This window comes from Hydrogenophaga sp. (genome assembly GCF_018780385.1).
Lineage (GTDB): Bacteria > Pseudomonadota > Gammaproteobacteria > Burkholderiales > Burkholderiaceae_C > Hydrogenophaga.
Window position 1 is genome coordinate 25,116 of the sequence record NZ_JADMJO010000041.1, and the last position, 17,364, is coordinate 42,479.

The following is a 17,364-nucleotide window of genomic DNA, read 5'->3' on the forward strand; positions in this document are numbered from 1 at the left end:
TGTCAGGTTATAGAGCAGATCATCAGCTCACCGTTTTCAAGGAGCCCCGCGCCATGACTTTCACCCATTCCGAATCCTCCCTCGTCGAACTGCGCCGCTACACGCTGCATCCCGGCCGGCGAGACACGCTGATCGATCTGTTCGACCGCGAGTTCGTCGAAACCCAGGAGGCGGTCGGCATGCGCGTCATCGGGCAGTTCCGCGACCTCGACGACGACCAGCGCTTCGTCTGGCTGCGCGGCTTCGCCGACATGGCCCGCCGCCGTGCGGGCCTGGAAGCCTTTTACGGCGGCCCGGTGTGGCACGCGCACCGCGACGCGGCCAACGCCACCATGGTGGATTCGGACGATGTGTTCCTGCTGCGCCCGGCCTGGCCTGGCGCAGGCATCGAGGTTGCCGAGCCCAGCCGCGCCGCGCCCGGTGCCACCACCACCCCACCCGGCCTGCTGGACGCCAGCGTCTTCCACCTGCGTGCACCGGCCAGCGACGACCTGCTGGCGCTGTGTCGGGGGGTGCTCTCGCCCGTACTCCGGCAGGGCGGCGCGCGGCGGATCGGCTGGTACATCAGCGAACCCCGCCCCAACGACTTTGTGCGCCTGCCGGTTCGCGAGGGTGAACCGGTGCTGGTGGGCCTGGCGCTGTTCGACGACCTCGCCGCTTTCGAGACCTTTGCCCGCAGCGGCACCTGGGCGCGCGACGCACAACCCGCGCTGGCGCCCTGGCTGACAGGCCCCGCCGAAACCCACCGCCTGTTGCCCACCGCGCGCTCTGCCCTGCACGCCTGACCCTTCACCCCGTCAAGGACCACCATGACCACCCCCAGCGAACACAACTTCGACTTCCTGCACGGCGTCTGGCAAGTGACCCACCGTCGACTGCGCGAGCGCCTGCGCGACAGCGACGACTGGCAGACCTTCGACGGCACTTGCAGCGCCCACCCCGTGCTGGGCGGTCAGGGCAACGTCGACGACAACCTGCTGCACCTGCCGGGCGGCAGCTACCGCGCCGTCACGTTGCGCACGCACGACCCACAAACGGGCCGCTGGTCGATCTGGTGGCTCGATGGCCGCCACCCGCACCGCCTCGACGTGCCCGTGGTCGGCTCGTTCGACCAGGGCGTCGGCAGTTTCTTCGCCGACGACGTGCTCGACGGCCGCGCCATCCGTGTGCGCTTCCGCTGGACCGACACGCACACCGCATCGCCCCTCTGGGAACAGGCGTTCTCGGTCGACGCAGGCACCACCTGGGAAGTCAACTGGACGATGCGCTTCCACCGTCTGCCTGCCCCGTGAAACGGACGGTGCGGTAGCGAACAGACGATCGCGCGTTGCGCTTTCACAGTGGGCAGCCAAACCCCACACGCTTGCACCGCACATGACCGAGATCCGCAAAGGACAGGCCCCCGCCCCGTTGGAGCGGGCGCAATTCGCCGAGCGCTTTCGCGCCCTCTTCCTGGATCCGGGATTCCGCGCCGAAGACCTCGGCATTGACCGCCTTGAGGCCATCGCCTGGGACGCGTACAAGGAAGGCCGCAAGGCGCCCTTCACGGAAAAAGCAGGGGCGGGCTACGCTGACCCGGATTACGACCTCTCGGTCGAATGGGTGGCCACCAAGGCGCGCATCGACGCGGCGCAGGCGCGGTGGTCGCTGGCCGACACGCCCACCCGTGTGCTGCTGGTCTGCGGCTCGGCGCGCAACGACGGCACCTGCCCCGGCGAAATCTCCAAGAGCTTTCGCCTCACGCAGATCGCGCGCGAGGCACTGGAGGCCAGCGGCATTGAATGCGATGTGCTCGACCTGAGCCTGGTCACGTCGGAGTACCAGCTCCACATCCACCCCTGCAAGGGCTGTGTGTCCACCGCCATGCCGCTGTGCCATTGGCCCTGCAGTTGTTATCCCAACCACGCACTGGGCCAGACACACGACTGGATGGCCGAGATCTACGAGCGCTGGACCGCCGCGCACGCGGTGCTGATCGTCACACCGGTGTACTGGTACCAGAGCCCCAGCCCGCTCAAGCTGATGATCGACCGCCTGGTGTGCGCCGACGGCGGCAACCCGGACCCCACGTCCACCGGCGGCAAGAAGGCCGCGCTGGCCAAGACCCTGGAGATGGCTGGCTGGGACTACCCGAAACACCTGGCCGGCCGGGCCTACGGCGTGGTGGTGCATGGCGACGTGGCCGGCGTCGAAAGCTCGCGCCGCTCGCTGAGCGACTGGCTCGACTGGATGGGCTTCATCGACGCCGGAGCCGTGGCCCGGTTGGACCGGTACATCGGCTACTACGAACCGTATGCGACCAGCCATGAAGCGCTGGACCGCGATCTCGACGTGCAGGAAGAAACGCGCCAAGCCGCGCAGGCACTCGCCAAGGCGGTGGCCGAGTTGCGCGGTGGCCGGCTGAAATCACTGCAATCCCCACGCGCCAGGCCGCGGCCGAAGTGAATGCCGGCAGCGGCGTCGCTCCGAGCGTCAGCCGCCGCCACGCTGCATGTACAGGTCGAAGCGCTTCATGAACGCATAGCGCTGCTGGGCATCCAGCCAGCTGAAGGCGAACTTCACCCGCAGCACCGGCATGCGCATGAGCGCGATCACGCGCGGTGGCTGCTGCGCCCAGCGCAGCGTGAGCTGCCCGGGTGGCACCTCGATGACGGCGTGAGCGCCTTCGCGGCGCCAGATGCACGTGCCCACCGCCGCCGGCAACCAACCCAGCCACTCCGCCTCGGTACAACCCATGTCGCGTTCGAAGTGCTCTTCGTAGCTCGACTGCACCGGGCTCAGCCCCCCGCGATGGGTGGCCAGATGGCCAGCACATCGCCTTCGGCGAGCGTCGCGCTCAGGCGCTCGTCGGGCTGGATGTACTTGCCGTTGACGAGCACCAGGTGCACCAGCTTCGGCGGCAGGCCGAAGGGTTCGATGATCTGGCTGATGGGTGTGGCGGGGTCGATGTCCAGCGACACCTGGTTGCTGCGTCGGGCTTCGGGGGGCAAGTAGTCGGTGAGCGTGGCGAAGAGCTTGAAAGTGATGTTCATGGATGGCGAAGGCCCTTCGACAGGCTCAGGGCGAACGGGAAAAAGGACACGTTATTTTCAACGCCTGCGCTCATCCGCGGCACCTGCCCATTGCCCTTGCCCCTGCGCGCTTGCCAGGTACGCGTCCATCAACTTCGTCGGGTCGTGCATCAGGCGGTCTTTCCAGTCGCCCAGCTTCACCTGTCCTTCCACCAGCCCACGCATCACGCCCACATGATCGGTCCAGCCGACCGAGTTGCAGCCGACCATCACATCGCCCTGGAATTGCAGGCTGAGGTGGCGACCGCGGGCCTTGTCGGTGAGCTCGGCGTGTTCACCGCCGGGAACACCTTCCCAATTGCCAAAGCTCGTGGAGATGAGGCCCAGCGTGTCCAGCACGTTGATCTGCGTCACGCCCTTGAGATCGGCTCTCTGGCCCACCATGTTGAGCGCGGCCACGCGCGCCTGCTCGGCGGCGTTGGGCTGGATGGCGCTCACGATGGTCTTGCCACTGACCTTGTCAAACGCTTCTGCGCAATCACCGGCGGCGTAGATGCCCGGCACATTGGTCTGCAGGTGCTCGTCGGTGAGCACGCCCACCAGGCAGGTGATGCCCGAGTCTTTCAGGAAGCCGATGGCCGGGCGCACGCCGGTGGCGCTGATCACCAGATCGGCCTCGACCGTCTGCCCACCCGAAAGCTTGACGCGCAAGCCCTTGGCCGGCTCGGCCGAGCCCAGGCCGATGGCATTGGCTATTCTGCCCACCACACCCGAAGGCTCCGAGGCGAGTTCGATCGCCTCGACCTTGGTGCCGGTGTAGACCTTCACGCCCTTCTTCTCGCACCAGTCGCGGATCATGCCGCCGGCGGTCGGGCCCATCATGCGCGGCACCATGCGGTCGCCCATTTCCACCACGCTCAGCTCCACACCACGCGCGGCCAAGGCTTCCATGATGATGCAGCCGATGAAGCCTGCGCCCATCTGCAGCACACGGGCACCGGGTTGGGCCAGGGCCATGATGGCGCGCGCGTCTTCCAGCGTCCAGCAGGGGTGCACACCGGGCAGATCCATCCCGGCAATCGGTGGGCGCACCGGGTGCGAGCCGGTGGCGATCAACAGCTTGTCGAACTTGAGCTGGGTGCCGTTGTCCAGCGTCACGGTTCGAGCCTGAGCATCCACCGCCGTGGCGCGTGCGGGCACCTGGTCGATGCGCAGGTCAGCGTAATGCGTGAGGCTCTTGCGCAGGTAGGTGCCGGTTTCCTTGACGTTGCCCATCAGCAGATACGGAATGGCCATGCGCGAATACGGCGGCTCGGCCTCGTCCCCCACCAGGGTGATGGTGTCGGCGGGGGCATGTTTGCGGATGGTCTCGGCGGCAATGACACCGGCGGGGCCGGCGCCCAGGATGACGTGGTGCATGTCGTGTCTCCTCAAAAAAAGAAAGGGGGCAGCGCGGTGACTGCCCCCTGGGTTCAGGCCAAGGCTCTTCGGCGCCAGGCCTTACAGGCTCAAGCGCGCCCGGGTCTCGGCGGTGGGGCGGCCTTCCGTGTCCCAGCCACGCGCGGCGTAGTACTTGGGCAGCATCTCGGGCAGCTTGCTGACCATGCCCTTGGAGGCACCGGTCTTGGCGGCTTCGGTCAGCAGGCGCTTGGGCAGGCTGTCGTCCTTGGACGTGAAGCCGGCGGCGTTGTTGAACTCGCGCTCCATGTTCCAGATGCGCTCACCGATCTTCTCCAGCTCTTCGGTGGTGAATTCTTCGTTGCACGCGGCCTGCAGCTGCGGCGCCAGATCGGCCACGCCCCAGGCGAAGGTGGTGAACACGCACAGGCCCGAGGAGTCGAACGCGGCGGTGGCGTCCTGGAACGCCTTCACCAGTTCCGGCTTGCCTTCGCTCTCCACCGGATCGGTCTTGACCGGAATACCCAGCACTTCGGAGGCAATGGTGTAGCCGCGCAGGTGGCAGGCGCCGCGGTTGGAGGTGGCGTAGGCCAGGCCGATGCCCTGGATCGCGCGGCCGTCGTAGGCCGGGAACTCCTGGCCCTTCACGCTCATCGACAGATCGGGGTGGCCGTACTTCTTGGTCAGGCGGGCCGAGCCCATGCCGATTTCCTTGCCGAAGCCTTCCCCCTTGGCGGTGATCTCGGCAAAGTGGGCCAGCGCTTGCGCCGAGCCAAATTTCGCGTCGATGCCGAGCTGTTCCTGCGTGAGCACACCCATCTCGTAGAGCTCCATCACCGCGCCCACGGTGGCACCGAAGCTGATGGGATCAAACCCTTCTTCGTTGCACAGGAGGTTGGCGTATTGCAGGGCCTCCAGATCGTTCACGCCGTTCGCAGCACCCAGCGCCCAGGCCGCTTCGTATTCCAGGCCGCCGTTGGCGCCCCAGTACTGCGGCTTGTTGGCCACGGTGAAGTGGCCCTCGTCCATCTTGCTGATGCGACCGCAGGCGATGGTGCAGCCGAAGCAGGCCTGGTTGGTCACCAGGTGCTTCTTGCCGTCGCTCTCGCGCGGCGTGACCATGGCCTCGGCCGAGATGTCCTTTGCGCCTTCGAACTGCACGTCACGGTGGTTGCGCGTGGGCAACGCACCGATCTCGTTGATCACGTTCATGAGCACCTGCGTGCCGTAGGCCGGCAGGCCCTGGCCTGTCACGGCGTTCTCGGCCAGGATCTTCTTCTTCTCGAAGGTGGTCTTCATGAAGGCCTTGGGGTCGCGGATGTTGCCCACGCCCTTGGTGCCGCGCACGGCGATGGCTTTCAGGTTCTTGCTGCCCATCACGGCGCCCACGCCCGAGCGGCCGGCCGCGCGGTGCAGGTCGTTGACCACGGCCGCGTACAGCACGCCGTTTTCACCGGCCTTGCCGATGCTCGACACGCGCACCAGCGGGTCCTGCAGGCTCGACTTGAGCACCTCCTCGGTCTTCCACACGCTCTGGCCCCAGAGGTGGCCTGCGTCGCGCAGCTCGACCTCGTCGTCGTTGATGTAAAGGTAGACCGGCTTCGGGCTCTTGCCCTCGAAAATGATCATGTCCCAGCCGGCCATCTTGAGCTCGGCGCCCCAGTAGCCACCCGAGTTCGAGCAGGCGATGGCACCGGTCAGCGGGCCCTTGGTGATGACGGTGTAGCGGCCCCCGGTGGAGGCCATGGTGCCGGTCAGCGGGCCGGTGGCCCAGATGATCTTGTTCTCCGGCGAGAGCGGGTCGACCTTGGGGTCGACTTCACTCACCAGGTATTTGCTGCCCAGCCCGCGCGAGCCGATGTAGGCACGCGCCCACTCGGTGTTCAGCGGTTCGGACTTGACGGTGCCCGCGGTCAGGTTGACGCGGAGGATTTTTCCAGCCCATGACATGTTGATGCTCCTTCGGTTGATCAGTTGGGGTCAGAGTACGTCGCTGCGCGAGTGGTCTGACCCGCAAGGTCTCAGATACCCGTTCGCCTTGAGCTTGTCGAAAGGCTTCGACAGGCTCAGCCCGAACGGAAACGGGTCAGGCGGCTGACGGCTGGTTGCCCAGCTTGTCGGCCCACTGTTTCATCTTGTCGAAGCCGGTCCAGTTGGCGTCCACATAGGTGATCGCTGCCGTGGGGCAGGCCTCGACGCACGCCGGCTCGCCACCGCACAGGTCGCATTTCTGGACCTTGCCGGTTTCCTGCACGTAGTTGATCGTGCCGAAGGGGCAGGCGATGGTGCAGACCTTGCAACCCACGCAAGTGGTCTCGTTGACCACCTTGGCACCCGTCATCTTGTCCACCGTGATCGCTTCCACCGGGCAGGCGTGCAGGCACCAGGCCTCGTCGCACTGCGTGCAGGTGTAGGGCACCTTCTTGCCGGTGTGGTGGAAGTCAAAAACCTTGATGCGCGACTTCGACGTGGCGTAGGTGCCGTAGTTCTCGAACGAACAGGCCATTTCGCACTGCAGGCAGCCGGTGCACTTGTCGGGATTGATGTGAAGGACTTTTTGCATCGTTATGTCTCCTTGTGGGTAACAGACGCGGCGCGCATGAACAGCGCTTATGCACATCTGCTCATATGATTTTTTGTTCACCCCCATTTTTTGCGTTCAGGGTTTACCCGTGTTTCCGTCAGGCCAGGCCAAAAAGTCTCAGATTGAGACACGGGGGCAATTGCCCGGGAGAACGGCGCCCCGTCCACGCCTTCGCGACCCGCTGGCCGCTCTCTCGGGCCCTGATCACATCGGCACACCGTTGCATATCCAGAATCAGGTTTCAAGCTGGAACGGTCTCCCCTTGTCGGGCGCCGCCAGGCCCCGGCCAGGGACTTCTACTGGGCGTCAGCGTCTCAATTTGAGAATGTTTGAAGCGGTGGAATTGAACTGAGTGTTAACCCTCGATTCAGGCCCATCCAGCCATGCTCCACTGCGCCTGTTCAACCACAAGGAGACAAGCATGCAGGTTCAACTGAAGGTCAATGGCAAGGCCGTGACCGTCGACGCGGCGCCCCACACGCTGCTGGTTCAAACCCTTCGCGAGCACCTCAAGCTCACCGGCACCCACGTGGGTTGCGACACGGCGCAGTGCGGCGCCTGCACGGTGCTCATGGACGGTCGCGCGGTGAAGTCCTGCAACATGCTGCTGGCCCAGGCCGCCGGCAGCGAAGTCACCACCATCGAAGGCCTGGCCGCCGCCGACGGGACCATGCATCCCATGCAAGCCGCCTTCAAGGACTGCCACGGCCTGCAATGCGGCTTCTGCACGCCGGGCATGGTGTTGAGTTCGATCAGCCTGTGCAAGAGCCACCCCAACGCCAGCGCCCGCGAAATCCGCGAAGGTCTCGAAGGCAACCTGTGCCGCTGCACCGGTTACCAGAACATCGTCAAGGCCGTGCAGCAGGGTGCTGCGGGCCTGAAGGCATAAGGAGACAACCATGGGTGCCATCGACTTCGCCAAGCTCCCCCACATCGGGGAATCCCTCCTGCGCAAGGAGGACTACCGCTTCCTCACCGGCGCCGGCCAGTACACCGACGACATCGTGCTGGCCAACATGCGCCAGGCGGTGTTCGTGCGCTCGCCGCACGCCCACGCACGCATCATCAGCATCGACAAGACCGCCGCCCTGGCCGCGCCTGGCGTGGTCGGCGTCTTCGACGGCGAAGACGTGGCCGCCGACAAGATCGGTGGCCTGCCCTGCGGCTGGCTGATCACCGACACCCAGGGCCAGCCCATGAAGGAGCCGCCCCACCCCATCCTGGCGCACGGCAAGGTGCGCTACGTGGGCGACCACGTGGTCATGGTCGTGGCCGAGACGTTGGAGCAGGCGAAGAACGCCGCCGAACTCGTGGTGGTGGACTACGAAGCACTGCCGGCCACGGTGGACGTGCGCGATGCGATGAAACCCACCGCCACCGCGCTGCACGACGCCGCGCCCGGCAACCATTGCTACAAGTGGTCCATCGGGGACCAGGGCCAGGTGGACGCCGCGTTCGCCAACGCCGCGCACGTGACCAAGATCGACCTGGTCAACAACCGCCTCGTGCCCAATCCGATGGAGCCGCGCGCGGTGATCGGCTCGTACAACCGCGCCGGTGACGACTACACGCTCTACGTGTCGAACCAGAACCCGCACGTGGAGCGCCTGCTGCTCACCGCCTTCGTGATGGGCCTGCCCGAGCACAAGGTGCGTGTGATCGCGCCCGACGTGGGCGGCGGCTTCGGCGCCAAGATCTACCTCTACGCCGAAGACGTGTGCCTCACCTGGGCCGCCAAAAAACTCAACTGCGCGATCAAGTGGAACTGCGACCGCTCGGAAGCTTTTTTGTGCGACGCGCACGGCCGCGACCACGTGACCCACGCCGAGATGGCGCTCGACAAGGACGGCCATTTCCTGGCCTTCAAGGTCCACACCGACGCCAACCTCGGCGCCTACCTCTCCACCTTCTCCACCGCCGTGCCGACCATCCTGTACGCCACGCTGCTCGCCGGCCAGTACAAGACGCCGCAGGTGTTTGTGGAGGTGGACGCCTGGTTCACCAACACCGCGCCGGTGGACGCTTACCGCGGCGCGGGCCGACCCGAAGCCACCTACCTGCTGGAGCGCATCGTGAGCCGCGCCGCCTGGGAAACCGGTCTGTCGCAAGACGAGATCCGTCGTCGCAACTTCATCACCGAGTTTCCCTACCAGACCCCGGTGGCACTGCAGTACGACACCGGCGACTTCCCGCAGTGCATGGAAAAAGCCAACGAACTGGCCGAGATGGCCAGCTTCGCGCAACGCAAGGACGCGTCCAAGGCCAAGGGCCTGCTGCGCGGCGTGGGTTACAGCAGCTACATCGAGGCCTGCGGCCTGGCGCCCAGCAACATCGCGGGTGCGCTCGGTGCGCGCGCCGGCCTGTTCGAGTGCGGCGAAGTGCGGGTGCATCCCACCGGCAGCGTGACGGTGTTCACCGGCTCGCACAGCCACGGCCAGGGACACGAGACCACCTTCGCGCAGGTCGTGGCCTCGCGCCTGGGCCTGGACCCGTCGCAGGTGGACATCGTGCACGGCGACACCGGCCGCGTGCCCTTCGGCATGGGCACCTACGGCTCGCGTTCGATCTCGGTCGGGGGCGCGGCCATCATGCGCGCGCTCGACAAGATCGAGGCCAAGGCCAAGAAGATCGCGGCCCACCTGATGGAGACCGGCGACGCCGACGTGGACTTCGCCAACGGCGAGTTCACCGTGAAGGGCACCGACAAGAAGGTCACCTTCGGCCAGGTCGCGCTCACCGCCTACGTGCCGCACAACTACCCGCTGGACAAGCTGGAGCCGGGCCTGAACGAAACCGCGTTCTACGACCCGACCAACTTCACCTTCCCGGCCGGCACGCACATCTGCGAGGTCGAGGTGGATCCCAACACCGGCGTGGTGCGCATCGACCGCTTCACCGCGGTGGACGACTTCGGCACCATCATCAACCCCATGATCGTCGAGGGCCAGGTGCACGGCGGACTGGTGCAGGGCATCGGCCAGGCGCTCATGGAGCACTGCGTGTACGACCGCGAGACCGGCCAGCTCGTCACCGGCTCGTTCATGGACTACGCCATGCCGCGCGCCGACGACTTCCCCGACTTCACCCTGGGCCACGTGTGCACGCCCTGCACCACCAACCCGCTGGGCACCAAGGGCTGCGGCGAAGCCGGCGCCATCGGCTCACCCCCGGCCGTGATCAACGCCGTGCTCGACGCCCTTGCGCCGCTGGGCGTGAAGGACCTCGACATGCCCGCCAGCCCGAACCGCGTGTGGACCGCGATTCAAGCCGCGAAATAAGGAGACACACCATGTACGCATTCACCCTGGAACAACCCACCACCCTGGCCGACGCGAAACGCCTGACCGCAGACGGCGCGCAAGCCCTGGCCGGCGGCCAGACCATGATCGCGTCGATGAAGCAGCGGCTCATGCAGCCCGAACGCCTGGTGGACCTGGCCAACGTGACCGAGCTGCGCGGCATCAAGGTGGAGGGCCAGCGCGTCGTCATCGGCGCCATGACCCGTCACCAGGAAGTGGCCAACCACGCCGACGTGCGCAAGCTCATCCCCGGGCTGGCCGCACTGGCCGACGGCATCGGCGACCGCCAGGTGCGTGCCATGGGCACGATGGGCGGTTCGGTGGCCAACAACGACCCCGCCGCCTGCTACCCCAGCGCGGTGCTGGGCCTGGGCGCCACGGTGCACACCGATCGCCGAACCATCGCCGCCGACGACTTCTTTCAAGGCCTCTACACCACGGCCCTGGAGGCGGGTGAACTCATCACCGCGATCAGCTTTCCCGTGCCATTGAAGTCGGCCTACGCCAAGTTCCGCCAGCCCGCCTCGCGCTTCGCGCTGGTGGGTGTGTTCGTGGCGCAGACCGCGGCCGGCGTGCGCGTGGCCATCACCGGCACCGGCAATGGCGTGTTCCGCCATGCCGGTCTGGAAGCAGCGCTGAACAAGAGCTTCACGCCCGATGCGGTGAACGCCGTGGTGATCGACGCCAGCGAGGTCAACGCCGATCTGCACGCCAGCTCCGCCTACCGCGCGCACCTCATCAAGGTGCAGACACAGGTGGCGGTGGCGCTGGCCAACGGGTGAGCGACTTGCCCACCACCGCTGTCGACTCCATCGATGGCCTCACCCACGCCCTGCAAGGCGTGGGCTACCATGCACCGCGGCGGCTGGCCACCGCCGTGTTTCTGGCCATGAAGCTGCAACGCCCGCTGCTGCTCGAAGGCGAACCCGGCGTGGGCAAGACCGAACTGGCCAAGGCCCTGGCCAAGGTGCTCGGCCGCCCGCTGCTGCGCCTGCAGTGCTACGACGGCATGGAGCAACGCGAAGCGCTCTACGAGTGGAACCACACCGCTCAGCTGCTGCACATGCGTGCAGCGCAAAGCTCGGCCACACCCGACGAGATCGAGCGCGAGGTCTACCAGGCGCGCTACCTGATCCGCCGCCCGCTGCTGCAGGCCTTGCAGACACCGGCGCCCGGCGCGGTGCTGCTGATCGACGAGGTCGACCGCGCCGACGAACCCTTTGAAGCCTTTCTGCTGGAGTACCTGGGCGAATACCAGGTGAGCATCCCGGAGCTCGGCACCATAGCGGCGGTGGCCGCGCCGTTGACCATCCTCACCAGCAACCGCACGCGCGATCTCAACGACGCCGTCAAGCGCCGCTGCCTGTATCAGTGGCTGGACTACCCCGAGCGTGAACGCGAACTCGCCATCGTGAGGAGCCAGGTGCCCGAGGCGAGCAAGCAACTCACCGAGCAAGTCAGTCGCTTCGTCTCGCGCCTGCGCAGCCAGCCGTTTTCCAACGCCTTCCAGCGCAGCCCCGGCATCGCCGAGAGCGTGGAGTGGGCCAAGGCCCTGGTGGCGCTGGACACGCTCACGCTCGACCCCGAGGTGATCCAGGACACCGCCGGCATCCTGTTCAAGCAGCGGGAGGATGTGGCTGCGTTGTTGCCGATGCTGGACAAGCTGTTGGAGCCGCAGGAATGACCTGCTCTTGCCAGGCCAAACCCGTTCGGGCTGAGCCTGTCGAAGCCCTTCCACACCCCTACCACCAGAACCCTTCGACAAGCTCAGGGCGAACGGAATTGTTGGTCATCTCATGATCCTTGGGGACGCGCGCACCGGCAAGCTGCCTGATCACATCACCGCCTTCGGCCGCGCACTGCGCCGCGCCGGGGTGCCGGTGGACAGCAGCCGCATGGCATTGGCCATCACCGCCACGCAGACCGTGGGCGTGGAACGCAAGGACGACCTGCGCGCCGCGTTGGAGGCCGTGCTGGTGAGCCGCCAGCAGGACATCGGTGTGTTCGGCGAGATGTTCGAGGCCTTCTTTCGCAACCCCGAGCTGGCGCAGCAACTGCTCGCGCAGATGCTGCCCAAAGCCGCCAAGGCGCACCCGGTGCGGCGCAAGGCGCGCGTGCAGGAAGCGCTCAGCGTGGCCGGCCTGAAAGCACGCACACCCAACCAGGGCGAGACCGAACTCAAGTTCGACGCCGCCATGACCGCCAGCGACCTGCAGCGTCTGCGCCACGCCGACTTTGCCGGTCTCTCGGCCAGCGAGTTTCGCCTGGTCGAACAACTGGTGCGCGAGATCCCGCTGCCTTTGCCGCCTGTGCGCTCGCGCCGCGAACGCGCCGGCACACGCGGCCACCGCCCCAACTGGCCGCGTGCATTGCAACAGGCGCGCCGCTTTGACGGCGAGCTGCTGCAACTGCCGCTCAAGACGCGCCGCCACCAGCCGCTGCCGTTGCTGATCCTGGTCGACATCTCGGGCTCGATGGAACGCTACGCCCGCCTGCTGCTGGCCTTTCTGCACCAAGCCACGCGCGGCACACCGCGCGCGGCGTTTGCCTTCGGCACCCAGCTCACCGACCTGCGCACCGCCTTCCGCCACAGCGACACCGACCAGATGCTCACGATGGCCAACGACGCCATCGACGACTTCGCCGGTGGCACCCGCCTGGGTGCATCGCTCGCCGAGCTGCGCACCCACCACCGCCGCGTGCTCGTGGGCCGGCGCACCGTGGTGCTGCTCATCACCGACGGCCTGGACACCGGCGCGCCCGAGGTGCTGGATGCCGAACTGCAATGGCTCAACCGCCACAGCCGCCAGCTGCTGTGGCTCAACCCGCTGCTGCGCTTTGATGGCTACCAGCCGCTGGCCAGCGGTGCTGCCGTGCTGCAGCGCCACGCCCACGGCGCGCTGGCCGTGCACAACCTCAGCCGCCTGGAAGACCTGGCGCGCTCCATGGCTGCACTGATGCAGCGCGCCTGATCCTTTTTCTCATCACGCAACGGAGATTTCATCGTGGACATGCAAGGTACCCGGCAACTCGCCGTGACACAGCAACAGGCCTGGGAAGCGCTCAACGACCCCGAGATCCTCAAGACCTGCATCCCGGGCTGCGAGAAGTTCGAGCTCACGGGTGAGAACACCTACGCGGTGGGCACTGCCATCAAAATCGGCCCGGTCGCCGCGCGCTTCAACGGCCGCGTGGTGCTCTCCGACATCGTGCCCCCGCAGTCGTACAAGCTCGGCTTCGACGCGCAAGGCGGCGTGGCGGGCTTCGGCAAGGGCGAGTCGGCGGTGCTGCTCACGCCCAACGCCAACGGTTGTGAACTCAGCTACACCGTGCACTCCACCGTGGGCGGCAAGATCGCCCAGCTCGGCCAGCGGCTGATCGACGGCGCAGCCAAGTCGCTCGCGGAAGACTTTTTCCGCCGCTTCGAGCAGGAGTTGCAGCGCCGCTACCCGGCCGCCGTCGGCGAGGTGGTGGCCCTGCCCGAGCCCGCCGCCAAAGCCGGCCTGCCGGCCTGGGTGTGGGGTACCATCGCCGTCCTCGTGGCGGCAGCGATCTACCTGGCCACGCGGGGCTGAAGGAAGCAACGCACATGGAAAACCTAGACGTCACCGTTCTGCGCACGCTGCACGGCTGGCGCGCCCGGGGCCAACGCGCCCTGCTCGCCACCGTGGTCCGCACCTGGGGTTCGTCACCGCGCCCGGTGGGCTCGATCATGGCGCTGTGCGAGACCGGCGCGGTGGTCGGTTCGGTGTCGGGCGGCTGCATCGAGGACGACCTGATCTACCGGTACAGCCGCGCACACACAGCCCCCGCCGGCGCGGCGCCCATGGTGGGCATCACGCACGAGATCCCCGACGGCCCGCCCGAGCGCGTGAAGTACGGCGTGAGCGCGGACGAAGCCCACCGCTTCGGCCTGCCTTGCGGCGGCACGCTGGAGCTGGTGCTCGAATTCAACCCCGACGCGGCCTCACTGCTCGCGCTGGTGCAGACCCTGGCCGATGGCCAGATGGTTCAGCGGCGCACCGCGCTGGCCAGCGGTCGTGTGGAGCTGCGCGCGGTCACCGCGCCCTCGCCCCTGATTGACGACGCCGAGGTGCTCGCCAACACCTTCGGCCCCGAATACCGCATGCTGCTCATCGGTGCCGGCCAGCTCACCGAGTACCTCGCCACCATGGCGCTGTTCAGCGGCTTCGCGGTCACCGTGTGCGACCCGCGCGAGGAGTACCGCGCGGCCTGGCAGGTGAGCGGTGTGGCGCTGCTCACCGGCATGCCCGACGACGTGGTGCGCGACTTCAAGGTCGACCGCCGCAGCTGCGTGATTGCGCTCACCCACGACCCCAAGCTCGACGACCTGGCCTTGCTCGAAGCGCTGGACACCGATGCGTTCTACGTGGGTGCCATCGGTTCGCGGCGCAACAACGAGGCGCGCCACGCGCGCATGATCGAGCACTTCGACCAGACCCCCGAGAGCCTGGCACGCCTGCGCGGGCCGATCGGCATCTACATCGGCAGCAAGACGCCGCCCGAGATCGCGGTGAGCATCATGGCCGAGGTGCTGGCGGTGAAAAACGGCGTGCCGCTGCCGCGAGACATGGATGTGACGCATGCCAAGAATGCGCTCACCGGGGGCCGGGCAGCGCCGTCCGGCCCGACCTGCTTTTCACCCACCACCGCGCAGTGAACACCTCTGCGGCGCCACAGCCTTTGCGCACCGAGGTGCTCATCCTGGCCGCGGGCGCTGGCCGGCGCATGGGTGGGCGGGCCAAATGCCTGCTGGAGGTGCAGGGCCACAGCCTGCTGGAGCGGCTGGTGCGCTCGGTGCACAGCCTGGGCCTGCACACCCCCGTGCTGGTGCTCGGCCACCACGCCGCCGAGATCCAGGCACACCTGGTGCCATGGCCCGCGCACCTGGTGCCGCGCCAGGTGGTCAACCCCGCGCCCGAAGACGACCCGGCCTCTTCCCTGCACCTGGGCCTGCACGCGCTCGGCAGCGACGTGCAGGCCGTGATGGTGTTGCTGGCCGACCAGCCCCTGATCGATGCCGCCGACATCGAGGCCGTGCTCGGCGCGTTCCAGCGCCGCCCGGCCGGATGCCAGGTGTTGATGCCCATGGTGAACGGGGTGCCCGGCCATCCGGTGATGTTTGATGCCGCCGTGCGCGCCGAACTGCTCGCAGCGCCCGGCACCAGCCTGCGGCAGTGGCGCGCCACACACCCGCAAGCCACCCTGCCCTGGGTGGTGGACAACCCGCACCACACGCGCGACCTGGACACGCCCGACGACCTGGAGGCCCTTGCGCGCGACACCGGCTGGGTCTGCCGCTGGCCGGAGGCTGCGACAGGGGTTAACACCGATCCCGGAAGCGGTTGATCCCCGTGCGTGGGCGTTCAATCGCTGCTTTAATTCTTGTGTGAACTCCCACCCGCAGTCACCTCCGACCCACCCGCACCGCCTGGCCTTGATCGAGCAGGCGCGCAAATCCGTTCTGGATACGCGCGACCCGAACGCCCCCGTGGCGCTCTCACCGTGGATCCACCGCTCGTGGCGGCGCTGCCTGGGCATGGGCTTCAACCCGCACCAGCCGATCTCTTTCGATGCGGTCACCCCCAGCGCGGTCCGCAACGCCATCGAAGCCAACCAGCCTCTGCTGCGGGCAGCGGCTCCGGTGATCCAGTCGCTCACGCGGGCCATGGCCAACACACGCTATTTCGCCATCCTCACCGACGCCAGCGGCCTCGTGATCGACGTCAATGGCCCGGTGGACCGCCACAACCCGCAGGCATCGACCATCGCGCGGGTGGGTGTGGACCTGTCCGAACGCGCCGTGGGCACCACCGCCATCGGCGCCACCCTGGCCGAGCTGCAACCGGTGTGGCTGCACCGCGGCGAACACTTCTTCGATGCCACCAGTGTCTACAGCTGCGCGGGTGCACCCATCTGGGGGCCCGACGGTCAGTGCGTGGGCATGCTCGATCTCACCGGCGTGAACGTGGCGGAGCAACCCGCCCTCAAGCACCTCGTCACGCAGTCGGCCCGCAGCATCGAAAACGCGCTCGCGCTGGCCCGGCCCCACCGGCTGCTGCTGTGCCTGAGCTGGGCCGGTCGCCTGTCGGGCGACGCCAGCGAAGGCCTGGTCTGCGTGGATGCCGACGGCCAGATCACCGCACTCAACCGCTCGGCGGCCGACATGCTCGGCATCGTGGCCGGCATGGCGCCCGGCCACTGCAGCGACGTGTTTGCCGTGCCGGTGGAAACGCTGTTCGACGCCGCGCGCCTGCAGCGCGGCCCGCTCGAAGTGCCGCTGTGGTCGGGCCTGCGCCTGAGCGTGCTGGCCCAGCTCAACCAGGGCGGCGAACGCGGCCCGGTGCATGGTGCCAACCATGGCCTGCCGCTGAAAGACGTGGAAACCGCCATGATCCGCAAGGCGGTGGACGACGCGCGCGGCAACGTCAGGGAAGCCGCCCGCGCGCTGGGCATCAGCCGGGCCACGGTGTACCGCAAACTCGGCGCCCCGCGCTCGCGCATTTAGTCACCTCCGTTCGGGCTGAGCCTGTCGAAGCCTTCACACCCTGTTGGCCTGCGAGGGCTTCGACAGGCTCAGCCCGAACGGGGAGCGCCCAGTTCGGCCAACTCGGCCTCGTTGAACACGCGCGAGCGCGTGTGAAACGCCTTGCCCTCCGGCCCCTCGAGCGAGAACGTGCCGCCGTGGCCTTCGATCACATCGATGATCAGCTGCGTGTGGCGCCAGGTCACGTACTGCGCCTTGCCGATGTAGAACGGACATCCCCCGATGTCACCCAGGTACACATCGCCCGCGCCCATGGTGATCTCGCCGGGCAGGTAGCAGTTGGCCGCGCTGTTGTCGCAGCAGCCGCCGCTTTGGTGAAACATGAGGTCCGGGCCGTGTTTGGTTTTGAGGAAGGCCACCAGCTCCAGGGCGGCAGGGGTGGCTACGACTTTGTCGACCATGGCTTTGTCTCCTCTTGGGTTTTGTTGGCGCTCGCAGCGCGATAGCCGGACAGGGCAGCCCTCCACGTGGATTCCCAAGGGGGTGACCACCGATTTCTGGTAC

General features: G+C 67.2%; 18 protein-coding genes. 12 read left to right on the top strand and 6 right to left on the bottom strand.

Going from position 1 to position 17,364, the window contains the following annotated elements:
- Positions 1–53 precede the first annotated feature (53 nt).
- The 3 genes from IV113_RS14835 (at position 54) to IV113_RS14845 (ending at position 2,445) form a co-directional block, all read left to right on the top strand.
- Positions 54–785, top strand: a complete 732-nt coding sequence (locus IV113_RS14835) for an NIPSNAP family protein (RefSeq protein WP_291086487.1) — start codon at positions 54–56, stop codon at positions 783–785.
- Positions 786–809: 24 nt separating this feature from the next.
- Positions 810–1,292, top strand: coding sequence for a DUF1579 domain-containing protein (locus IV113_RS14840; RefSeq protein WP_291086489.1), 483 nt, complete (start codon positions 810–812; stop codon positions 1,290–1,292).
- A gap of 82 nt (positions 1,293–1,374) precedes the next feature.
- The gene (locus tag IV113_RS14845) at positions 1,375–2,445 is read left to right on the top strand and encodes a flavodoxin family protein (RefSeq protein ID WP_291086490.1); all 1,071 of its coding nucleotides are present in this window, start codon (positions 1,375–1,377) and stop codon (positions 2,443–2,445) included.
- Positions 2,446–2,472: 27 nt separating this feature from the next.
- Here IV113_RS14845 and IV113_RS14850 read toward each other — a convergent pair whose 3' ends face one another.
- The 5 genes from IV113_RS14850 to IV113_RS14870 form a co-directional block, all read right to left on the bottom strand.
- Complete coding sequence (locus tag IV113_RS14850) at positions 2,473–2,772, bottom strand: hypothetical protein (protein WP_291086492.1); 300 nt, start codon at positions 2,770–2,772, stop codon at positions 2,473–2,475.
- 5 nt (positions 2,773–2,777) lie between these two features.
- On the bottom strand, positions 2,778–3,032 hold the full coding sequence (locus tag IV113_RS14855) for a MoaD/ThiS family protein (protein WP_291086494.1): 255 nt from the start codon (positions 3,030–3,032) through the stop codon (positions 2,778–2,780).
- Positions 3,033–3,089: 57 nt separating this feature from the next.
- Positions 3,090–4,430: an FAD-dependent oxidoreductase gene (locus IV113_RS14860; RefSeq protein WP_291086496.1), complete on the bottom strand. Its 1,341-nt coding sequence runs from the start codon at positions 4,428–4,430 to the stop codon at positions 3,090–3,092.
- A gap of 81 nt (positions 4,431–4,511) precedes the next feature.
- Entirely contained in the window at positions 4,512–6,359 is a 1,848-nt protein-coding gene (locus IV113_RS14865; protein ID WP_291086498.1) for an aldehyde ferredoxin oxidoreductase family protein, read from the bottom strand.
- A 136-nt stretch (positions 6,360–6,495) separates the two neighbouring features.
- Positions 6,496–6,972, bottom strand: coding sequence for a 4Fe-4S dicluster domain-containing protein (locus tag IV113_RS14870; RefSeq protein WP_291086500.1), 477 nt, complete (start codon positions 6,970–6,972; stop codon positions 6,496–6,498).
- A 442-nt stretch (positions 6,973–7,414) separates the two neighbouring features.
- On the opposite strand from IV113_RS14870, the gene IV113_RS14875 reads away from it, so the two are divergent.
- The 9 genes from IV113_RS14875 to IV113_RS14915 all read left to right on the top strand — a co-directional run bounded on the left by IV113_RS14875 (position 7,415) and on the right by IV113_RS14915 (position 16,821).
- Entirely contained in the window at positions 7,415–7,882 is a 468-nt protein-coding gene (locus IV113_RS14875) for a (2Fe-2S)-binding protein (RefSeq protein ID WP_291086502.1), read from the top strand.
- Positions 7,883–7,892: 10 nt separating this feature from the next.
- Positions 7,893–10,271: a xanthine dehydrogenase family protein molybdopterin-binding subunit gene (locus IV113_RS14880; protein ID WP_291086504.1), complete on the top strand. Its 2,379-nt coding sequence runs from the start codon at positions 7,893–7,895 to the stop codon at positions 10,269–10,271.
- A gap of 11 nt (positions 10,272–10,282) precedes the next feature.
- The gene (locus IV113_RS14885) at positions 10,283–11,074 is read left to right on the top strand and encodes a xanthine dehydrogenase family protein subunit M (protein WP_291086506.1); all 792 of its coding nucleotides are present in this window, start codon (positions 10,283–10,285) and stop codon (positions 11,072–11,074) included.
- A gap of 5 nt (positions 11,075–11,079) precedes the next feature.
- The gene (locus IV113_RS14890) at positions 11,080–11,976 is read left to right on the top strand and encodes a MoxR family ATPase (RefSeq protein ID WP_291086508.1); all 897 of its coding nucleotides are present in this window, start codon (positions 11,080–11,082) and stop codon (positions 11,974–11,976) included.
- A 112-nt stretch (positions 11,977–12,088) separates the two neighbouring features.
- Positions 12,089–13,264, top strand: coding sequence for a VWA domain-containing protein (locus IV113_RS14895; protein WP_291086510.1), 1,176 nt, complete (start codon positions 12,089–12,091; stop codon positions 13,262–13,264).
- 33 nt (positions 13,265–13,297) lie between these two features.
- Entirely contained in the window at positions 13,298–13,867 is a 570-nt protein-coding gene (locus IV113_RS14900; protein WP_291086511.1) for a carbon monoxide dehydrogenase subunit G, read from the top strand.
- Between the two features lie 14 nt (positions 13,868–13,881).
- Positions 13,882–14,973: an XdhC family protein gene (locus tag IV113_RS14905; protein ID WP_291086513.1), complete on the top strand. Its 1,092-nt coding sequence runs from the start codon at positions 13,882–13,884 to the stop codon at positions 14,971–14,973.
- Positions 14,970–15,662: a nucleotidyltransferase family protein gene (locus tag IV113_RS14910; RefSeq protein WP_291086515.1), complete on the top strand. Its 693-nt coding sequence runs from the start codon at positions 14,970–14,972 to the stop codon at positions 15,660–15,662. The genes IV113_RS14905 and IV113_RS14910 overlap by 4 nt, the downstream gene beginning before the upstream one ends.
- A 40-nt stretch (positions 15,663–15,702) precedes the next feature.
- The gene (locus IV113_RS14915) at positions 15,703–16,821 is read left to right on the top strand and encodes a helix-turn-helix domain-containing protein (protein ID WP_291086517.1); all 1,119 of its coding nucleotides are present in this window, start codon (positions 15,703–15,705) and stop codon (positions 16,819–16,821) included.
- Between the two features lie 68 nt (positions 16,822–16,889).
- On the opposite strand, the gene IV113_RS14920 is transcribed toward IV113_RS14915, so the two are convergent.
- Positions 16,890–17,261 (bottom strand): DUF779 domain-containing protein, encoded by a 372-nt coding sequence (locus tag IV113_RS14920; RefSeq protein ID WP_291086519.1) that lies wholly within the window; start codon positions 17,259–17,261, stop codon positions 16,890–16,892.
- Between the last annotated feature and the right edge of the window lie 103 nt (positions 17,262–17,364).